Origin of the sequence: Salmonella sp. 32120201201600049SM (assembly GCF_017572835.1) — a bacterium.
GTDB lineage: Bacteria > Pseudomonadota > Gammaproteobacteria > Enterobacterales > Enterobacteriaceae > Salmonella > Salmonella enterica.
This window is the reverse complement of record NZ_JAGESA010000001.1, coordinates 194,015-210,769: the sequence shown is the minus strand read 5'-3', so window position 1 is coordinate 210,769 and position 16,755 is coordinate 194,015. Positions and strand designations below refer to the sequence as shown.

Here is a 16,755-nt window from a genome sequence, read left to right as displayed (position 1 = left end):
GTATTTTTTATATTGATTGCCAGAAATATGGCATAACGGCAGAAAAAAAGCTCGCTATTCATAGCGAGCTTTTAACATTGCATCAGACTTAATGATGTAGCATTTCGTCAACGACCTCATTCGCCTTTAACTGATAAGGATAATAGGTAGGCCAGTTTTCCATCTCTTGCAACAATGCCTGCTGCGAGGTATTTCCCATAAAGATATGGAAATGCGCCGATTTGCGCGGGGCAATGATATGATCGCTAAACTGAACATATTTAGGCGCTTTGCTATTCGCATCTTTACATTCGAACAGATAGCGCACCCCTTTTTTACCCGATGCGTAAGTCAGAATTTTATAGCCGGCATAATTGTATTTACAGGATGCAACGTTATTGTCGCGATGGAATTCTATAACGCCATTTTCAATGCCGATAGTCTCAACATTCGTCGCGTATCCTTTGCGATAATACGCCTTAATATCCTCAAACGTTTTCTCCGGGTCTTTCTTCGCCTTTTGTCTGAATACAGGGTCCAGCTCGCCGCTGACCAGATAAGGATAGACGGATTGCCACATACCATCCCAGTCGGTGAGCGCGCGATCGCGTACATTAGCGTCATCAAATACGCCCGCTGCCGCTTTTTGCTCAACCTCCGTCATCGGCGCGCCATGAGCATGATGACCATGCGCGAAGGCAGGACTATTTACCAACAGCATTCCCAGAAGCATTGTCAGTTTTTTTAAATGAATCACCAAAACGTTACCCTCATCTTTCTTAGAAAGATGATTGTTATATTATAACATTGCATTTATTTCAACAGAAACTCAGCGGCCACCGCGCAGGTGGCCTTTTTTGATATCAACTGGTCCGCCATCGAGGAATTGAACCCCGAACCTTAGAGGTAGAAGCTCTATGCTCTATCCGGTTGAGCTAATGGCGGAAGAAAAATTACGCGGCCATTTTAAGGCAGGCGTCTGCGCATTGGCTGCATGCCCGCGCGCAATTCTGGCAATGATCGTGATCGTGCCTTGCACACTCTTCGGCGCAGGCTTTGCAGATATCCGCGCACAGGCGGCATAATTTTTGTGAGTACTCGCTTTCCAACGCCATAAATTGTGCCGCCAGGCGACAAATGGCCGCACATTGCATATCTAACTGGATGCAGTGCTTCATCATTTCGACGTTATCTTCACGCAGACAAGAAGAGGCGCAGATATCACACGCCGCCGCGCATTCATAACACTGCTCAATACACTCACGATGTTCTTGTTGCATAAATGACTCCTTATTTTATTAAGAGGAGTAGATAAGTCTGCACAGAAACGCCGGGATAGCCAAACGGCCACCCCTCTTTTTCATACTTTTTGAACAAAAGTGCTGAATAAAACAGCAATAGTAAAGCCGGAAATCGGCCTCCGTGATGTGACGTCTATACTGTAATGTTCATCTGCTTTTCATCGGAGGTAAAATGGAGTATTTAGCACGACTAAATATCGTTGCGATGCTGATGTCAACGACGTTCTGGATCAATCTGGCGGTCGTTTTTTTCGTCACCCTCATTACTTACTGGCTCATCAACTGGCTACTTAATGTGGTCTATAAAGCGCTACAACGCCCGGATAAAAAGAATGATGCTCATGGGCGGCTGCGGCCTATTGTTTTCGAGATGCTGAAAAAGACCAGTAAGATGCTCATCTTTTTTGCCGCATTTCTCTTTAGCCTGCGCTTTGTCGCCCTGCCCGACCGGTTATTCTCTACCCTCTCTCACGCCTGGTTTTTAGTGGTTGCGATTCAAATGGCGATTTGGCTTGATCAGGGCGTACAGTCATGGATGCGTCATTTACTGTATGCCCCAGGCTCCAATAAAAACCCGGTGACGTTAGTCATTCTTGGTATGATTTTGCGCGTGCTCGTCTGGTCTATGATGTTGCTCTCCATCCTGGCGAACGTCGGCGTGGATATTACCGCACTGGTAGCCAGCCTCGGCGTGGGCGGTATTGCTATTGCCCTGGCGGTACAAACCGTTCTGAGCGATGTCTTCGCTTCGCTGTCGATTGGTTTCGATAAGCCCTTCGAGATCGGCGATTTCGTCGTCTTTAATGATGTAGCCGGTACGATTGAACATATCGGTTTGAAAACCACTCGCATCCGTAGCCTCAGCGGCGAACAGATCGTTTGTGCGAACGCGCAGTTGTTGCAGCAAACCATACACAACTATAAGCGGATGCAAACGCGTCGTATCGTGTTTACTTTTGGCGTCGCCACTGCGACACCGCCGGAAAAGTTACGCCTCATCGGCGATATGGTGAAAAAGATTATTACCGATGTCGGCGAAACACAATTCGACCGCGCCCATCTACTGGCCTTTGGTCAGGATCGGCTGACCTATGAGGTGGTGCATATCGTCAATACCGCGGATTACAATAAATACATGGATATTCAGCAAGAGATAAATATCCGTATTATTGAAAAACTCATTGAGAATGATATCGAACTGGCGCTGCCTAGTCTGGTTGTCAGAGCCCCTGTACAGGTTGAAGAGACCAGGGACTACAGTAATACCGCTGATGCAAAAAACGCAGATAAACGCGTCATGCAGTAAAATCTCTGCCGACAATACCGGGAACCCATGGGTTCCCGGTGCGTTAACGGCGACACGGCAATGCGGAGAAACGACTTGCGGCTATTCCACCTGTAAATGGCGGGTACAGACTTGATCAAGTAGCGCAGACTGATGACTAATCACCAACATCCCTAATGAACGGCTGCGGCACACCTCAAGCACGTATACCCATATCGCTTTTTGAATAGACGGATCGAGTTGCGCCGTCATTTCGTCGGCAATCAGAAAACGCGTTCGCGGGTCAAGCGCGCGCAGTATCGCAATACGCGCCAACTCCCCGCCTGAGAGCTGCATTGGCCGACGCGTCAGCCACTCAGGCTGCACATGCAAACGCCTCATCGTTTCCGGATCAGGCTGCCAGGCATCACGCACAGCGTCTCCGGCGCTTCGCCAGGGATTAAACGTCAGTTCAGGATGCTGGGGAACAAGCTGTACCGGACAATACTGATGCAGGGGTAACGGGCTGCCGTCCAGCAGAACGTCGCCCGCCGTCGGCTTTTGCCATCCGGCCAGGACGCGCCCCAACGTTGTTTTCCCCGTTCCGCTTGGCGCATGAATTCCTACCCGTTCACCGGCAGAAATCGTAAACGTCAGGTTCTGCCATAAGACTTTCCCGCCCTGACGAATAACGAGGTCGCGGCAGCTTAGCATTCTATTCCCTCTCCGGTCGGCATAAATAACGGGTTTAGTTCAGGCAATGCTTGCCATTGCCGTTTTAACGGTTCACTCATCTCTTCCGGCTGTAACTGCTCGCAGCGGATATTGTCCGTGATATAACCCTGATGCAGCGCCACAATGCGATCGGCATACCGCGCCGCCAGCAGCAGGTCATGAGTCACCCACAGCACGCCGCATCCCCGCTCGCAGAGACCTCGCAAGTGCTCAAGCAACTGGTTTGCCAGTGCCGTATCAAGCCAGGCGGTGATCTCATCCGCGAGAATATAACGTGCCTGGCTGAGCGAGGCGTGGCACGCCAGAATTCGTTTAGCCATCCCGCCGGAGAGCTGGCGGGGAAAGCGTTCCAGGACTGTCGGTTCGAGATCGCTTTGCTGTAATAGCTGTACCATCTGCGTCTCATCCCAGGCGCGTCCGGTCAGATGACATGCTCTGTTCAAATGTTTTCTGATATTCAGCATGGGATTAAGCGCCTGTACCCCCTGCGGCACGTAGCTAAACGTATTGCCCCTAAGCTGCCTGATGGTATGTCTGTCCAGCCGGTTGCCATCAAGCGTAATCTCCCCCCGAAAGCGTAAATTTTCCGGCAGCAGATCGAGCAGGCATTGCAGCAGCAGACTTTTGCCCTCCCCGCTGCCGCCAACCAATGCCACCATTTCGCCGGGCGCGATATCAAAAGAGACATTCTGTAATAACGGCGACCAGCGTCTCGCGCCATACCAGCGATAACGCGCGCTTTCCAGCGTAACCTGTTGTAAACTCAACATACGTCACTCCTTAGCCACAGCCGCTGAGTGGCGCGCGCAAACTGATCGAAGAGCATCACCAGCGTGAATAACATTAGGCCGGGAAACAGCACCAGCCACCAGTTACCATGGCTAATAAACCGTAACGCATCCGCCAGCAACAGCCCCAGCGAAGGCTCATGCGGCGCCAGCCCAAACCCCAGAAAACTTAACGCCGCGCTGTGCAATACCGCATGAGGAAACATCAATAACGTTCCCGTCAACCATTGCGGCAATAGCGCCGGAAAATAGTGATATCGCCAGCAATAAAGGTGTCCATGCCCCAGACGATAGGTCAATGTCAGGTAGTCACTCTGCGCTACCCGCTCCGCGTCGGCGCGCAGAATCAGCGCCAGACGGGGCCAGTGCGTTAACGCCACGGCCGCAATGACGCCGCTTTTACCGCCGCCGAGCGTAAAACAGATAAGGATCAGCAAAAGTAAATGCGGCATGGCGAGCATAGCATCGGTTATCAGCCGCATCAGGAGGTCCAGCCGGGGATGAATGCGCGCCGCTGCCGCCATCACTAGCGCGATAACGCCGCTGCACAGCGCAGCGCCAACGCCAATTTGTAAACTGGTGAAGGCCCCCTGAAAGCAACGAAGCCATACATCACGCCCCAGATTATCGGTGCCAAACCAGTGCTGGATATCAGGCGACAGATGCCGGGCAAGCAGATTAACCTCTGGCGGCTGGCTCAACGTGGCATAACCGTATCCGGCAATAAACAGCAGACAGGTAACGGAGAGGATCAGACGAAACAACGTCGGGGCAGGATTATAGAGCATCGGGACGCTCCAGCGATCGATTAAGCCCCACCACAAGCCAGGCTGAAATCGTATTTCCGGCAAACACTAATAGCGTACAGAATAAAACGATCCCCATGAGTAGCGGGACATCGCCACGCAGGCCGGCATCGATAGTGGCCTGTCCCAACCCCGGATACGCAAAGACTTTTTCTGCCAGTAACGCCCCCCCCATCAGTTCGCCCAGAGAAGCAAATTGTAAGCAGAGCGCTGGGGTAATCGCATGACGTAACACCTGGTGACGTAACAGCGACCATCCTTTATCCCCCTGAGCGCGCGCAAAACGAATAAATTCGCTCTTCATTACGCTGGCTATTTTTTCTCGCGTATGCAGCGCAATTTGCCCCATGCCCAATAGACTTAACGCACATACCGGCAACACAAGATGGCGTAAACGTTCCGATAAAAGAGCTGTTCCTGCATTATTTCCGGGGTCCCAGGCGCAACAAACAGGTAATACCGGCCAGCGGACGGCAAATAGCGCCAGCAACAGCATTGCTATCCAGAAAGTGGGCAACGATGACAATAAGTAGCTGATACGGCAAATCATCTTATCCGGCCAACGGTGGAGAAAACGTCCGGCCAGAAAACCCAATGTCACGCCCAGCACACCAGACAATAGCCAGGCGCCCGCCAGCAGCGCGAATGACGTCGCAAAACGTTCCCGGATCACGCTGGCGACAGGCATGTTGAACAGCATGGAATACCCCATGTCACCCTGGAGCAGACGCCAAAACCAGTGACCGAAACGCTCCCACAGCGGCTGGTCGAGCCCCCAGCGCGCCGCAATCCGCGCATATTGTTCTGGCGGAACATGGAGCAGATCGTTGCCAATATAAGCACGGATAGGATCAACGGGCGAAAAGCTAAGCAAAATGAAGGTGCCGGCAGCCACCAGCACCAACAGAATAATCAGCCGCAAAAAATGACTGAAGAACAATTTCATCACCGACAGGTCCAGGTCCAGTCATCAAGATTGTTTAACACCGACCAGCTACCGTGGATTTCTGGCGCGCCTTTTCCCAGATCAATACAGGGGTTGGCCAGATAGGTATGCTGAATATTAAGCAGCCATGCCCATGCCGCATCGCCCTGGACGCCCGCGCCCTGCTTCCCATCCCACTCAACCTGCTGCCAGAAAGGAATCGCCTTTTGCCAGTCAGGCGCATCTATAGCCTGTTTCAGATGTGCTTCTACCGCAGGGTTGCTGTAATAGCCCGGGTTATAATATTCCACACCAGCGGCTTTCCCACTGTAGTGATGGAAGAGTTCCATCGGGTCCAGACTTCCCCAGCCAAACAGCGTAGGGTTAGCGTGCATATGGCGCTCTACAGTTTCCCAGCTTCCCGATTGCAACGAGACGACAATGCCTAAAGGCTGCAACATGGCGCGCACCGCCTCGGCCAGATCCCGTCGGGTGCTGTCGCCACTGGCATACCATAAGGTCAGACGCGCTTCTTTACCTGCTTTTTCACGCACGCCCGCACGGTTTATCTTCCAGCCAGCCTCTTCCAGGATGGCGCGCGCTTTTGCAATATCGCCATCGCTGAATATCACTGAAGGATTTTGCCACGGCAATCCCTGCACCGCGCTATAGGCGGGTATCGCATGGCCTTCCATCACCTGTTCCGCCAGTTGTTTACGATTAATGGCATAGTTAATTGCGCGTCTGATAGCGACATCAGCGGTCACATCGTTGCCGACAGGATAACCGTTAGCATCCTTTTTACCGGCAGGCACCATCGGGAAGACAATGCCCCGGTTTTCAACGCTATCGCGTACCCAGAGTTTAAGATTATCCTGCTGCGGGGCCACCGCCATAGAAGGGGCAATGCGCACCAGTCCCAACTGTCCGCTGCGCGCGGCGGCATAAGCATTATCTTCATCCAGAAAGACAAAAACCAGCCGGTTAAAGTCATTCTTTTTACCCGCATACCAGGGATTAGCTTCAACGATCAGTTGCTGACCCGGCTGAAAGCTGACCAGTCGGTACGGACCGGCGCCTATCGGTTCGCGGGCGAACGTTTTTTCATCATAACGGCTGGCCGGAACAATCCCTAACGACCCGAGTACATTCACAAAGGTGCTCTGCGGATGGCTCAGCGTCATCTCAATTCGGCGCGCATCCAGCGCTCGCGCATGGCTAAAATTGCCCATGTCAATTTTACCACCGCTCTTCGCCGCTTTGTTGTATGTAAATACGACATCTTCGGCAGTTAATGGCGAGCCATCGGAGAATTTCAGATCGGGTTTTAAGGTCAGTATCCAGGTTTTACCATCGGGGCTGGTGTCCACTTTTTCCGTCAGTAAATTACCCCAACTCATATCGGCGTTTTGCTTGAGCAACGGCGCATGAAGCAATAAGTAACTGCCGTGGCTCCAGCCCAGCATAGGATCAAATCCTTCCGTTGGCTCAGGGCCAATGGCCAGCTTTAAGGTATGGCCATCTGCCGTGTCCGACGCGGCGAAAAGCGGCGAGGTGAATGCCAGAGCCATCGCGCACGTTATGAGCGCCAGTTTGCCTTTAATCATCAGTTTACCCCAGATTATACGTTGTTTTTGTTTCTCCCGGCGCAGCATAAACGTCGGGAGACCTCCTGAGGACGGCATTATGGCGAGCATTTGTAATGAAAAAATTGACGCAGAACAGAAAGTATGACGATCTTTTAAAAACATCATACGCACAAACGTCGGGAGCGCCAACGTGGGCTAAAGGCCGCTTTTGACGGGGATAAAACGCAAGGGAAATGACGCCAGGAATACCGGGTTAATTAACGCCATCTTATTCTCTTATTTCCTTTCTATTCTGTATTACGTCTTCCCATCCGACGCTGTTCATTTTCTCAACGTTATTAGTCAGTACTGAAACGTAAGAAGGTATCGTAATTAGCGCTTCCTGGCTTTAAACCTAAACCAATATTAAACGAACCGGGCGTTAATGAAACTTACCAGCAGAACGCCAGTCATATGGCAACCCGATGAAATGACATGCTATGGAGTCCAACCGAAAAATGTTAACGCCGCCAGGGCTCGTGATGATTTTTTTAGCCGTACTGTTCTCATTGCTGACAGGATGCGCAAGTTATAAAAACACGGCATGGGGAATATATCCGGCTTCAACGGATATTTGTCCATCAGGTACGACATCAACAGGAGGGTGCAAAGAGTAATATCGCATATTTAATATACACCACTTTTTAAATGACTGTCCGGACATTTTCGGACGGTAAGTTTTCTATTAATTTATAATGGACTAATCCCATGACAAATAAAAAACACATTTTTTCAATTATCTTTATTGGTTCTCTTTTAACGGGGTGTGCTACAGGACCATCACCGACAGGGATTGGCTTATATACGGATGTTAAAGGGCCAATTACTGCCACGAGTCTCCCGGCAACCAAAACCGGTAAAGCGTGTGCGCAAACGGTATTGGGTATTGTAAATACCGGCGACGCATCTATTGATTCAGCGAAAAAAGCGGGCGATATTTCTTTAGTGTCGAGTGTTGATTATGAAACTACAGGCTCATATCCGTTTTATGGTAAAACCTGTGTTGTCGTAAGAGGACAATAACAACAGTAAGCCGGCGATGCCGCCGGCTTTTTATCCCATTTTACGTGCCGCTATCTCTGTCTGTTCCTTGCGACTCAGCCCCCGCTTTAAGGTTCTGTTAAGATTTTACGCATACCCTACAAGCAGTTGTTAATAAAGGATAATAATAATGGCACATTTCTCAAGACTGCAAATAACGCTTCACTGGTTAACACTGCTCCTGACAGGCATCGCATATGCGGCTATTGAGTTACGGGGGTGGGCGCCAAAAGGCTCCAGCGTTTACCTGTTTATGAAAGACATGCACTATGATATGGGCGTTCTGGTCTGGGCGCTGATGTTTTTACGGTTATATCTTAAACACAAATACCCGGATCCGGTCATTACGCCTCCCCCTCCTCACTGGCAGCACGTAGCCGCTAAATTAATGCATATCGCGCTTTATCTCACTTTTCTCGCCTTACCGCTGCTGGGCGTCGCGATGATGGCGTCAGGCGGGAAAAGCTGGAGCTTTTTTGGTTTTACTGTACCGGTATTTTTGACGCCAGATAGCACCCTAAAATCGGATATAAAGCGTATTCATGAAATGCTGGCCAATATCGGCTATTTCCTGATTGCCATGCATGCAGCAGCGGCGTTGTTTCACCATTACATACAAAAAGACGATACATTTTCAAGGATGTTACCCGGTAAATCATGACTATTTCGGCCATCCCGGCGTGAGAGAGCACGCCGGGCAAGGCATTATTATTCCAGCGCTATCGGTTTCGACTGATAGCGCCTTATACCGTTTGTAATCGACAATATACGATATTTTTCCGGTTCCACGTGTAAGTGATATGTACGACGCTCCCCTCGCTAATAATAGCGGGATAAGAATACTCACCGCGGTCACTTTCCAGGTCCAGTAGCGGTAGCCATGATTCGCCATTATCCTGGGAAGCAATCAGTGAAAGCGGATAGCGCTTTCCCCAGTTGCCGTTGACCGGATTTAACGCAAGAATCAGCGTACCGTCCTGCATACTAACCAGATCGATACCACTATTATTATTCGGTAAAGATGTCGCGCGGGCAACAGACCAGGTAGCGCCATAGTCGATTGAATCACTGCGAAAAATTGCCCCGCGTGTGCTTCGTAACAACATATGGATATGCCCCGGAGAAGACTCCCACAGCGTAGGCTGAATAACGCCATCCCAGCGCAGGAGGTTTTCCAGACAACATTCCCACAACATCCCCTTTTTTACACCATCCCACAACGCTACGTTTGTCCCGGAAATAGCGTTATCAGGCTCCAGCGGAACAAAAGAGATATTCCAGTGTTTTCCTTCGTCAGAGGATCGATCCACAAATGCCCTCCACCGTTCAGGACTTTCAATCGACCCTGGCGCAATCCAGGCGCCATTTGATGCCAGCAGGAGTTTATTTTTTACGGGACCGCGCGGCAAAATATCATCGTTAACCAACGGAGCTGGCGTACTCCAGGTAAATCCTCGATCGCTGGAGGTGATAAACCAGGTTTTCCACACGTGTACGTCGCTGCCTACTTTATAAAATAACCACAATTTATCCGACGGGTAAAATAACACCGGATTCCAGTGCGCTTCCCCCTCGCGTGCCGCCACTCGCTGCGGTGTTGTCCAGATATTATGTTCATAGCGAGATAGCCAGATGGCTGTATCTTCGCTTCCTTCGCGCAACCCCGCGAACCATGCGGCCACGAGCGTACCGCACGGTAAGCAAACAAGCGTAGAGGCATGGCACTGGAAGGACTCGGTTCCGCTTTCCGGTAAAATGACCTGCCGATTGACGAGCACTAATTTCATACCTGCCTCTATTAAATAAGGTAAAAAGCATCAGCTTTTTTACGTATGAAAGTAGTGTTAGCAGAAATGGCATCAACGCGGTGAAAACGATGAACCGCTATACGAATTTATATTCAGGTATCGCGCCCATAACAGGCAGAATGTCGAGAGTGGACAAAAATTGGACTGACCTCGCGGATAATTCCAACTTACCGCCGTCCAATGGCGACGAGGTCAGTGGCACGGGATAATATAGAGGTCAGGGCTATAATATTTAGCGATCTGTGCCTACAAGCATGACGGGATACTTTTCGCTACAGGCAATGAAGGCCCGTCTAAACGGGCCTCTATTAACGCGATTATGATTTGTGTTCAATCGCCTTTGGTTTGCTTTCTATGGCAATTTTTTTCGGTTTCTCGCTTTCAGGGATCTCCTGGTAAATCTCGACCAACAAGAGGCCCTGTTCCAGTTTCGCATTATTCACCTTAGCATGTTCAGGCAAAGAAAAACTCAACTGGAAATCCGCCTTACGAATACCACGATAAATCCAGTGCGTCTGATCCTCTACCGTCTCTTCAGTGTGTTTACCCGTAATATTCAGGTTGCCGCCAACCGTTTCAATTTCAAGCTCTTCCTCTTTCCAGCCAGGAACGCTCACGGTAAGCAGATAGTTATTCGCATCGCGCTTTTGCAGATCGTAAGCTGGCGTCGCAGCGACTGGCGTATCTCCTGTTAATTGACTGAAAAGTCTATCAATACGGTTGAAACGGTCAGAGAAAAGAGAATCAGCAAACACGGGAAGTGCTGACAAGGTTCTGAGTGCCATCATTAACCTCCTGAATCACTATTCAAAAGTTCAACATCAAGGCAAGCATTGCTTGTCCACTGACTACATAGGGACGGAAAAAACATTTTCAAGTCTATAAAAGCCTTTTTTTAGTCACGAATTTAAGTAGTTAACGAAAAGTCTCATCCCGTTCATTGCCATTTCCGCTGTCCCTTCATCTTTACAATTTTTCTTCACCATCACAATTGATAATGATTATCAATTGCATTAGTGTATACAGGTTGGTTATGGCAGTGACCAACGCCCTTCTCCATTATCAAACCCAGCGCCGCCTTCGGGCGGCCTTTTGGGAGGAAATATGGTCGCCAAAAATAAAATTCACGGTCGTCGTATTCGTCAGTCTCTGCAACAGTTACATCATCGTTGTCTTTTTCAGCAACTGGCGGTAAGCCCACCAGGAGCAAAATATGTTTCAGTCACCGCTGAAACAAAAAACTGGCTTATTCATCTTGTGACTTCAGAGGGTCGCTAGCACGCGGTAGTGACTGTCCATGTTGTCGCTAAAATTTTAATGAAATGAGATTTATACACCTACAATTTGCGCCCGGCTACTCCGGGCGCCATACCTGAAGATATGACCCCCGTTGCCAACTGACTGGAATTTTAGCTATCGTCTCCGACGTAGAAAAATTCGATATCTTTATTAAACCATTTATCAATGTTGTGCCACATCAGACAACCGGTCAGAAAACTTGCGATCAATATCCCTCCTATAAGCCACTTTTTCACATATACTCCTGAATAACCCCTGTTGATGCCATTATCTGATCGATAATAAAAAGACCATCATTTGAAGAAATAGTTTCACTGACAGATACCGTATGAAACGAGACAGTGAACAGTACCGTTTTCTTCGATTTTTATGCCATAGTATTGAGCAGTGGTGACAATCATTTTCTATCGCACCATAATGATTTGCAGCCTATAGTTTATGATTTTAAGATTTGTCTACTCATCACATATGTCAGTGATGGATAAATTATAATACGCTTTTCTGGCGCACTTTTCGTCAGTAAACAGGAATACTACAGCATTCATCGTATTGATGCCGCCTTATCTCCCGTTCTTCAGGGAATTAACGACAATTTTATGCACAAAGGATACTAATGATGAAACGTAAATTGATCCCATTTACCCTCTTTCTCGCGACACTTAGCGCCAGTTCCACATCTATAGCAGCTTCGCAGGAGATTTCTAAATCTATATACACCTGTAATGATAACCAGGTTATGGAGGTGATTTACGTCAACACCGAGGCTGGAAACGCCTATGCGATTATAAGTCAGGTAAACGAGATGATCCCGATGCGGTTAATGAAAATGGCCTCCGGAGCAAATTACGAAGCCATAGACAAAAATTATACTTATAAACTTTATACCAAAGGCAAAACGGCTGAACTGGTGGAAGGTGATGATAAACCTGTTCTCAGTAACTGTTCCTTAGCTAACTAACCTTAAGAAATGCCTGAAGGCTCATCAGGCATTTCCACTTCAACCTTCCTGTAACGTAACGTTAAAGAATATGTGAATCACCTACCATAGTATAATGGCTAATTAGTAACCACTTTTGAACATGGTTAATCCTATTTTTAAAGAAAAGTTCGAACTGTCTGAATTGTCGTTGTTGAGCGTTTAAATGTTTTGCTTTATTAAGTGACCCAGGTAGAATTCGCAGCGGCTGGTAACCATTCATATTCGCACTATTGAACGATCACCGGCCAACCGCGCCAGGGTCTTGCATACGCTCTGGCGCGGTTAAATCCCCAGGCCATAAACGAAATCACTGGTCTCTGCTATTTCTCGTATCTTTCACGTTAACCTGCATTATGCTTGCCCACCTGATGTAAAAAGACACCGCTCTGACTCATAGGGTGTGAATTTCATTTTATAAAAAATTGCGGTGCCGGGTGCCTCCCGGTGAACCATACCACAGTCAATATGGTTCGCGAGGAACATTAACTATTTGACTGGACGCCCCGCCGCAAAGGGGGATTCACCGCATAAGAAAAATCTACAACTCACAAGTAATAAAAGACAATAACATTTTTGTGCATTTTTTATAAATGACTATCTTGTCACGTAATAAATGAAATTATTCTGTAACAGGGTTGCGAGACAATACTTATTCAAAACTGAAGTGGTTAGTGGGAGTCGAACCCACATCATCAGCCTGACACTGAGGTAATAACATTATACGATAACCACATTGGACCGCCACCGAGGCCTCGAACCTCGCACCATCAACTTAGGAGGTTGATGCTCTATCCAGCTGAGCTAGTGGCGGCTGGGGACTTCTGCCAGGCGCAAAAAAGGTGCTCTCCTGGATAAAATACATACCTTGCTACTTTTCAGTAGTCGTTCAGCGGCAGGTACAATATGCGAAGGCGGTCACAAAATCTTGATGACATTGTGATTAATTCCAGGAAAATTTTTCAGAGTGAATCTTGTGAGATCTGGCGTTATTTACACCAGATTTTCCTTCCTGCTTATCACCTACCTGAGCAACCTTGATTGCTTACCACAACCCCTTATCTGTGCTTATGCTGGTGAGATGTTATGTACAGCGTCACTATGACGAAGAGAGAAAAGACAGGCAGGTACGTGTTACTGGTAAAGAAGCCCTGTTTTGTGACTGGCGGTGCGGAAGGCGAACCTTCCGCATAGCTTATGCTTTTCAGAAACGGTATCCAACCCCGACGTTGAAGCCGTTTATTTTTGTAGAGGAGATGTTGCTTCCTTCATACCCAACATCGACGACGATATTCTCCAGCGGATTCATCTGTACACCCGCGCCCCAGGCAAATCCCGTTTTCCTTGAGGAAATTTTGTTAGAAAAAGAATCGCCATCCTGAGTGGAATGTTCTTTAAATGTCGCCTTTACCGTGCCGACACCCGCCAGCGCGTATAACGAAAAATTGTCAGACAATCGATAGGCTGGCCCAACCATTAAAGAACCGTACTTCACCTCAAACTTGTCATGGTAATGAATACCTTCAGGCTCAACAGACCCGGAAGCCTGTCTGTCTCCATATAAGTAACTTAGCGAGGAAATAAAACTTACCGGAGAGTCATCCTCATAACGGTATTTCACATTTACCCCTCGGATATTTTTGAAATCCTGAACTTTACTTTGTGCATACCCCACGGAAAAGGCGTTAGTATCGGCCTGTGCAACATTTACAACCAAAACGCTTGTAGTAATAACTAAAGTGGATAAAATAATATTTTTCATAACAACTCCTTAATACTACTTATTATTTACGGTGTGTTTAAACACCTGCAGTACCGATCCGGCATTCAGTTATCGCCACTATGCCGAATCGACAAAACCACGAATAATTCACCGCTATCGCTCCTGATGCGTTTACTTCCTGAAAGATATTTTTACTACCGAAGCACTCTATCGCTCATTTAGGTAATCGGTTCTACAATGTCATCTAACTTTTATAGATTTGAATGCTAATTTTTCTCACGCATATATATTTAACAGAAACCATAAAGTGTTTAGCCACTATAGAACAACAAGCTCGCCATACAACAATTTGATATTTAAAGAAAAAACATCAAAACCACATTAAGAAACCTGACGCCGATCGGCTAAAACATGTCATTAAGCAAACTCGCCATATAACCAGAACATATCGCATTGTGCTTCACAGTCCTCACGTGACGCTCCAGCCGCAATACGGTTATATGCCATCGCAGGCGCTGTAATCATATTCACGATGATGCTTAGCACGCTTTATTCCCGCTCCGATTTAATCTTTTAATATATCTATCAGTTACAACATTTCTTGTTATATTATAAGAATAGAATCAACACCACAATTCCAACATAAATATCACCTGTGTTTAGAGAGAATTTACATTCCAAAAAAATAATAACTAACGCAAATATTGAATACGCGATAAAAAAGTCTATTTCGCTATAAAACCCATTATTATTAAGAGTGGTTAACTCTTCGTTGAATAAAAAATATCAATGACGTTCCATAATTCAGGAGATGAACTTCACAAGTCATTATATATAACAGGAGGTGCTATGAAACATCATGCTTTTATGCTTTGGTCATTACTTATTTTTTCATTCCATGTTTTGGCCAGTTCAGGCCATTGTTCTGGTTTACAACAGGCATCATGGGATATTTTTATCTACGATTTTGGTAGTAAAACCCCGCAACCACCTACAAATACTGATAAAAAGCAAGCCAGGCAGATTAGTTCACCGTCCTGCCCGACGACAAAACCCATGATGTCCGCCCCAGTCAATGACGCCAGGAAAGGGAATACTCTCTCCAGAACATAATGTTATTTATCTACAATGATGCCGAACGACTACTTTTAGCCACCCGGAAATCTTGATTGTCATCAAATATAGCTGGCATTATTTTTCCTGACGTGTATAGTGCGCCTCGTTATCCCCATTAAGGAATTTGTTTGTCTCGTAAAATGACAGGAATTGTCAAAACCTTTGATTGTAAGAGCGGTAAAGGTCTCATCACCCCCTCCGATGGACGCAAAGATGTTCAGGTCCACATTTCAGCATGTCGCCAACACGAAACAGAAGCGCTTATCCCCGGTATACGCGTTGAGTTTTGTCGTATTAATGGCCTCCGCGGACCTACCGCCGCCAACGTTTATCTTTCATAATTCGTCACCCGGCATTTTTTCAGAAAAATTTAGCGAGTACGTCTACCTCCGCAGCCTGCTATGAGGCTTTGCCTGAAAGGCTGCAGAATGTTTTCAGTGGCGAAAATCTAAAAGATTTATTTTGCTAATGACTCCTGTGACCTCTTTTATCATATATCGGGTGCCCCCCCTTCTCACTTTGTTTAACGTGAAGAAATGTACAGCCGTTTTTCACTGTGATAGCATGTAATATTGCAAAAGTATTTAACGCTATATACCCATCGTCACAGGAGTGGCTGGCTGCGCGCATTTAACCGAAGTATTTATGTGATTCTATCGGAATTATCTCTATTGCCGCTCAATGCTACGTCATATTCAGTGGGTATAAATTGCCAATATAGTTGTAACGCTATTTATTTTTAGGGTAATAATTGAATGACTTTGCTTTCAGGAAAAACCACACTGGTTCTCTGCCTCTCCTCTATTTTATGTGGATGTACGACGAACGGCTTACCCACACCTTATAGTATTAATTTGTCGTTCCCGGTCATTACACAAAACCAGATTAATTCCGGTGGTTATTACATAAATGACGCGGAACAAATTCGGACAACTGATGGTCTGTGCCTTGATACAGGCCCAGATCAACAGAATCGTTTGACGCTGCGGGAGTGTAAGCATGTGCAATCTCAGCTTTTCTCATTTCACCGAGACAGAATCACGCAGGGTGAGAAATGTCTGGATGCCGCAGGACAAGGTACAAAAGAAGGCACACCAATCATTCTTTATTCATGCACGGGTAATGATAACCAGCGCTGGCTCACTGATGATAACAAAATTAAGGGGAAACAGAGCCGAAAATGCCTGGGCACAAATAGCATTATTGTCAGAAAAGGCGACCCTGTTGTGTTGGCCGATTGCGATTTTAGTCGCGCCCTGGAATTTACCATCAGGTAGCAGGACACCGCTGTGAAGAGAGTGCCGCTAACCTCTTGACACGACAACAGGTTAGCGACCTTTACTTCCACGTGCGATCAATTTACTTT

General features: G+C 47.4%; 18 protein-coding genes and 2 tRNA genes. 7 read left to right on the top strand and 13 right to left on the bottom strand.

What is annotated here, in order from left to right; all coding sequences use genetic code 11:
* Nucleotides 1-88: 88 nt before the first annotated feature.
* From zinT to J4650_RS01035, 3 genes are all read right to left on the bottom strand, one after another.
* Nucleotides 89-736: a metal-binding protein ZinT gene (gene zinT, locus J4650_RS01045; RefSeq protein ID WP_001537483.1), complete on the bottom strand. Its 648-nt coding sequence runs from the start codon at nt 734-736 to the stop codon at nt 89-91.
* 111 nt (nt 737-847) lie between these two features.
* A tRNA-Arg gene (locus J4650_RS01040) sits at nt 848-924 on the bottom strand.
* A gap of 8 nt (nt 925-932) precedes the next feature.
* On the bottom strand, nt 933-1,259 hold the full coding sequence (locus J4650_RS01035) for a four-helix bundle copper-binding protein (protein WP_001183699.1): 327 nt from the start codon (nt 1,257-1,259) through the stop codon (nt 933-935).
* 193 nt (nt 1,260-1,452) lie between these two features.
* On the opposite strand from J4650_RS01035, the gene J4650_RS01030 reads away from it, so the two are divergent.
* Complete coding sequence (locus J4650_RS01030; protein ID WP_000456073.1) at nt 1,453-2,586, top strand: mechanosensitive ion channel family protein; 1,134 nt, start codon at nt 1,453-1,455, stop codon at nt 2,584-2,586.
* An 81-nt stretch (nt 2,587-2,667) separates the two neighbouring features.
* Here the strand turns inward: J4650_RS01030 and J4650_RS01025 are convergent, their stop codons facing one another.
* From J4650_RS01025 to J4650_RS01005, 5 genes are read right to left on the bottom strand one after another with little or no spacing between them, the layout of a single operon-like run.
* Nucleotides 2,668-3,258: an ATP-binding cassette domain-containing protein gene (locus J4650_RS01025; RefSeq protein ID WP_000947460.1), complete on the bottom strand. Its 591-nt coding sequence runs from the start codon at nt 3,256-3,258 to the stop codon at nt 2,668-2,670.
* Nucleotides 3,252-4,049 (bottom strand): ATP-binding cassette domain-containing protein, encoded by a 798-nt coding sequence (locus J4650_RS01020; RefSeq protein WP_000950207.1) that lies wholly within the window; start codon nt 4,047-4,049, stop codon nt 3,252-3,254. Before J4650_RS01020 ends, J4650_RS01025 begins: the two co-directional genes overlap by 7 nt.
* Nucleotides 4,043-4,855: an ABC transporter permease gene (locus J4650_RS01015; RefSeq protein WP_017440981.1), complete on the bottom strand. Its 813-nt coding sequence runs from the start codon at nt 4,853-4,855 to the stop codon at nt 4,043-4,045. The genes J4650_RS01020 and J4650_RS01015 overlap by 7 nt, the downstream gene beginning before the upstream one ends.
* Entirely contained in the window at nt 4,845-5,819 is a 975-nt protein-coding gene (locus J4650_RS01010) for an ABC transporter permease (RefSeq protein ID WP_001726984.1), read from the bottom strand. The genes J4650_RS01015 and J4650_RS01010 overlap by 11 nt, the downstream gene beginning before the upstream one ends.
* Nucleotides 5,819-7,453: an ABC transporter substrate-binding protein gene (locus tag J4650_RS01005; protein ID WP_000946098.1), complete on the bottom strand. Its 1,635-nt coding sequence runs from the start codon at nt 7,451-7,453 to the stop codon at nt 5,819-5,821. Before J4650_RS01005 ends, J4650_RS01010 begins: the two co-directional genes overlap by 1 nt.
* A 681-nt stretch (nt 7,454-8,134) precedes the next feature.
* On the opposite strand from J4650_RS01005, the gene J4650_RS01000 reads away from it, so the two are divergent.
* Nucleotides 8,135-8,449, top strand: coding sequence for a TRL-like family protein (locus tag J4650_RS01000; RefSeq protein ID WP_000182479.1), 315 nt, complete (start codon nt 8,135-8,137; stop codon nt 8,447-8,449).
* A gap of 148 nt (nt 8,450-8,597) precedes the next feature.
* Nucleotides 8,598-9,128: a cytochrome b gene (locus J4650_RS00995; protein ID WP_000929974.1), complete on the top strand. Its 531-nt coding sequence runs from the start codon at nt 8,598-8,600 to the stop codon at nt 9,126-9,128.
* 82 nt (nt 9,129-9,210) lie between these two features.
* Here J4650_RS00995 and J4650_RS00990 read toward each other — a convergent pair whose 3' ends face one another.
* The 3 genes from J4650_RS00990 to J4650_RS00980 all read right to left on the bottom strand — a co-directional run bounded on the left by J4650_RS00990 (nt 9,211) and on the right by J4650_RS00980 (nt 11,485).
* Entirely contained in the window at nt 9,211-10,254 is a 1,044-nt protein-coding gene (locus tag J4650_RS00990) for an exo-alpha-sialidase (RefSeq protein WP_023993481.1), read from the bottom strand.
* Nucleotides 10,255-10,592: 338 nt separating this feature from the next.
* The gene (locus J4650_RS00985; protein WP_001218118.1) at nt 10,593-11,060 is read right to left on the bottom strand and encodes an Hsp20 family protein; all 468 of its coding nucleotides are present in this window, start codon (nt 11,058-11,060) and stop codon (nt 10,593-10,595) included.
* A 200-nt stretch (nt 11,061-11,260) separates the two neighbouring features.
* Nucleotides 11,261-11,485, bottom strand: coding sequence for a hypothetical protein (locus tag J4650_RS00980; RefSeq protein WP_077677844.1), 225 nt, complete (start codon nt 11,483-11,485; stop codon nt 11,261-11,263).
* Nucleotides 11,486-12,187: 702 nt separating this feature from the next.
* Here J4650_RS00980 and J4650_RS00975 point away from each other — a divergent pair.
* Complete coding sequence (locus J4650_RS00975; protein ID WP_000977728.1) at nt 12,188-12,532, top strand: c-type lysozyme inhibitor; 345 nt, start codon at nt 12,188-12,190, stop codon at nt 12,530-12,532.
* A gap of 755 nt (nt 12,533-13,287) precedes the next feature.
* Here J4650_RS00975 and J4650_RS00970 read toward each other — a convergent pair.
* Together J4650_RS00970 and pagC are read right to left on the bottom strand one after the other, a co-directional pair.
* Nucleotides 13,288-13,364 (bottom strand) — tRNA-Arg (locus J4650_RS00970).
* 390 nt (nt 13,365-13,754) lie between these two features.
* Nucleotides 13,755-14,312 (bottom strand): virulence membrane protein PagC, encoded by a 558-nt coding sequence (gene pagC / locus J4650_RS00965; protein ID WP_000789471.1) that lies wholly within the window; start codon nt 14,310-14,312, stop codon nt 13,755-13,757.
* A gap of 810 nt (nt 14,313-15,122) precedes the next feature.
* Here pagC and pagD point away from each other — a divergent pair.
* The 3 genes from pagD (at nt 15,123) to J4650_RS00950 (ending at nt 16,666) form a co-directional block, all read left to right on the top strand.
* Nucleotides 15,123-15,386 carry a virulence protein PagD gene (gene pagD, locus J4650_RS00960; RefSeq protein WP_012664625.1) on the top strand — a complete coding sequence of 88 codons (264 nt, stop codon included), beginning with the start codon at nt 15,123-15,125 and terminating at the stop codon, nt 15,384-15,386.
* A gap of 131 nt (nt 15,387-15,517) precedes the next feature.
* Nucleotides 15,518-15,730, top strand: coding sequence for a cold shock-like protein CspF (gene cspF, locus J4650_RS00955; protein ID WP_001537306.1), 213 nt, complete (start codon nt 15,518-15,520; stop codon nt 15,728-15,730).
* Nucleotides 15,731-16,144: 414 nt separating this feature from the next.
* Nucleotides 16,145-16,666: an RICIN domain-containing protein gene (locus J4650_RS00950; RefSeq protein WP_001532066.1), complete on the top strand. Its 522-nt coding sequence runs from the start codon at nt 16,145-16,147 to the stop codon at nt 16,664-16,666.
* The last annotated feature ends 89 nt before the right edge of the window (nt 16,667-16,755 follow it).

Coding starts and splice junctions, on each gene's coding strand:
- J4650_RS00950 (WP_001532066.1), top strand. CDS start 16,145: ATGACTTTGCTTTCAGGAAAAACCACACTGGTTCTCTGCCTCTCCTCT.
- J4650_RS01025 (WP_000947460.1), bottom strand. CDS start 3,258: ATGCTAAGCTGCCGCGACCTCGTTATTCGTCAGGGCGGGAAAGTCTTA.
- J4650_RS01030 (WP_000456073.1), top strand. CDS start 1,453: ATGGAGTATTTAGCACGACTAAATATCGTTGCGATGCTGATGTCAACG.
- J4650_RS01015 (WP_017440981.1), bottom strand. CDS start 4,855: ATGCTCTATAATCCTGCCCCGACGTTGTTTCGTCTGATCCTCTCCGTT.
- J4650_RS00985 (WP_001218118.1), bottom strand. CDS start 11,060: ATGGCACTCAGAACCTTGTCAGCACTTCCCGTGTTTGCTGATTCTCTT.
- J4650_RS00975 (WP_000977728.1), top strand. CDS start 12,188: ATGATGAAACGTAAATTGATCCCATTTACCCTCTTTCTCGCGACACTT.
- pagC (WP_000789471.1), bottom strand. CDS start 14,312: ATGAAAAATATTATTTTATCCACTTTAGTTATTACTACAAGCGTTTTG.
- J4650_RS01005 (WP_000946098.1), bottom strand. CDS start 7,453: ATGCTGCGCCGGGAGAAACAAAAACAACGTATAATCTGGGGTAAACTG.
- J4650_RS01010 (WP_001726984.1), bottom strand. CDS start 5,819: ATGAAATTGTTCTTCAGTCATTTTTTGCGGCTGATTATTCTGTTGGTG.
- J4650_RS01035 (WP_001183699.1), bottom strand. CDS start 1,259: ATGCAACAAGAACATCGTGAGTGTATTGAGCAGTGTTATGAATGCGCG.
- J4650_RS00995 (WP_000929974.1), top strand. CDS start 8,598: ATGGCACATTTCTCAAGACTGCAAATAACGCTTCACTGGTTAACACTG.
- pagD (WP_012664625.1), top strand. CDS start 15,123: ATGAAACATCATGCTTTTATGCTTTGGTCATTACTTATTTTTTCATTC.
- J4650_RS01000 (WP_000182479.1), top strand. CDS start 8,135: ATGACAAATAAAAAACACATTTTTTCAATTATCTTTATTGGTTCTCTT.
- J4650_RS01020 (WP_000950207.1), bottom strand. CDS start 4,049: ATGTTGAGTTTACAACAGGTTACGCTGGAAAGCGCGCGTTATCGCTGG.
- J4650_RS00990 (WP_023993481.1), bottom strand. CDS start 10,254: ATGAAATTAGTGCTCGTCAATCGGCAGGTCATTTTACCGGAAAGCGGA.